The 1974-nt window shown below is 30.9% G+C and carries 3 protein-coding genes; all 3 read right to left on the bottom strand.

Annotation, left to right across the window (positions count from 1 at the left end):
* On the bottom strand, nt 1–529 hold a 529-nt coding region (locus RSB60_RS08510), incomplete at its 3' end, for a YitT family protein (protein WP_332615730.1).
* A complete protein-coding gene (locus tag RSB60_RS08505; RefSeq protein WP_323381554.1) occupies nt 510–1676 on the bottom strand; it encodes a DNA recombination protein RmuC in 1167 nt (388 codons plus the stop codon). The genes RSB60_RS08505 and RSB60_RS08510, both read right to left, overlap by 20 nt.
* A 3-nt stretch (nt 1677–1679) precedes the next feature.
* Nucleotides 1680–1974, bottom strand: a 295-nt coding sequence (locus RSB60_RS08500; protein WP_332615728.1) for a competence protein ComK, incomplete at its 5' end; no start/stop codon positions are given.

The following is a 1974-nucleotide window of genomic DNA, read 5'->3' as shown; positions in this document are numbered from 1 at the left end:
TCCAACCGAACATTAAACCTGCAATTAATAAAATAACAGAATTAAAGATAAATACATAGTTCCATGTTGATACATTAAATCGACTAGAAGCATAGATTGCAATGAAATCAAGTCCTCCACTGCTGGCATTATTACGAAGAGCTAATGCCATTCCCAAGCCACTTAATATTCCTCCAAATACTGCAATCAACAAGGTATCCGAAGTTAGTGGGAATACTGGAAGAATCGTTGTAAAAACACTTGTCGAAGTATACCAAAGTACGGAATACGCAATAAACATTTTTCCAACATATTTAAAAACTAAAATCGTAACTAAAATATTCAATGAAAAGTATGGAATGGAAAACGGTATATTCAAATTAAAATACATTTTTGCACCACGTGATATCAATAATGAAATTCCCGAAAATCCACCTGGAAATAAATTACCGGCATCAACAAATGCATTCATTGATAATGAATACAAGAATGATGAGAATACAACGATTGTTGTTATAGTAAGTATATGTCTAATCTTTTTCGAATCCATTTTCCTCATCCCCTATAGCCCTATGGCTTTGAGTTGTTTCATCTAATTGTACTGCTTCAATTTGTTTAAAACGTTTAATAATTTTATCCGAAGTGATATTTACATTTTGGATATCACGATAGGTTTTATCGAAATCTTTTGTAACATTGGCGAAGCGATCTGAGAATCTTTCAAACTCACGCGAGAGGCGAATGAATTCTTGTTGAATTTCAATGACGCGATCATTTCTTTCTTGTCCTAAATAAATCGCTTTAATCGCTGTTATGTATGCCATTAAGGTTGTGGGTGAAACTAAATACACTTTCAGTTCATATGACATCTGTATCAAATCTGTATGATGACCATAAATCTCAGCGAAGATTGCTTCAGCAGGTATAAACATATATGCCATTTCAGCAGTTTCACCTGGTATGATATATTTTGTTTTAATATCTTTGATATGCTTAGCAACATCTCGTTTGAACTCTGCTTTTATTCTAATTAAGTCTTGCGATGATACATTCTCATCATACATACGATTGAAATTCTCTAATGGAAATTTAGAGTCAATGATAATATCTCCTAATGGTTCTGGTGCATGCAACACACAGTCTGCAATACTATCATTGGATAATTTAACCTGTCTTGAGAAACGCTGTTCATTATTTCCAAATACGCTTTCTAAGATAGAATATAACTCGATTTCTCCATAAATACCACGCGTTTTTTTATCAGTCAGTACATTTTGTAAATTTGTTATATTTGAAGATAATGATTTTAGATTTTGTTGAGTTTCATCAATTCTAGCCATCTGTTCAAGAACGTTTGTAAATGCTTTATTAGTTCGCTCGAATCCTTGCAATAAACTTTCATTTACCTTTGTTTCGATATTAACCAAACGATTCACAGTTGATTCATTTAATTGGTTAAAATCACCTTTTATTGAATTTAATATATTAGTTTGAAATAACAAGAGATCTTGCATCATTTGTTGTCTCAACGAATCAATCTCTTCATTATTTTTATTTACTGTTTGAGTTAGAGCATCCTTAAAAAACAACTGCTGTTTCATTCTATTTCTTGAAAGTATAAACGCAACAAAAACAATGATAAGAAACATCATTGTTAGAAATAATAGTACGATCAGAAAAACGTTGTTGTTATCCATACCCTATTCACCAAAGCTATTATAACACGCTTTCATTTCCATAAGTATGTATTTTTGATTACGTTTTCGTAAATTTTGAATATATATTTTTGACCTTTTAATTTGTTTCTTTAAAACACGAATATCAACATCAACATGATAAATAGTTCCTTGTTTTGTTTCTATACTACAATACCCATTTTCATTTATTTTCACGCCTTGTATTTTTTTATATTGAAAATACATGCATTTTGTTGAAGACATCGACATCGTCGGTATAAATAGAATTAAACCTGGTTCATTGATTAAAATGCAAGGT

Origin of the sequence: Anaerorhabdus sp. (genome assembly GCF_036657415.1) — a bacterium.
Taxonomy (GTDB): domain Bacteria; phylum Bacillota_I; class Bacilli_A; order Erysipelotrichales; family Erysipelotrichaceae; genus Anaerorhabdus.
This window is presented reverse-complemented; position numbering and strand designations above follow the sequence as displayed.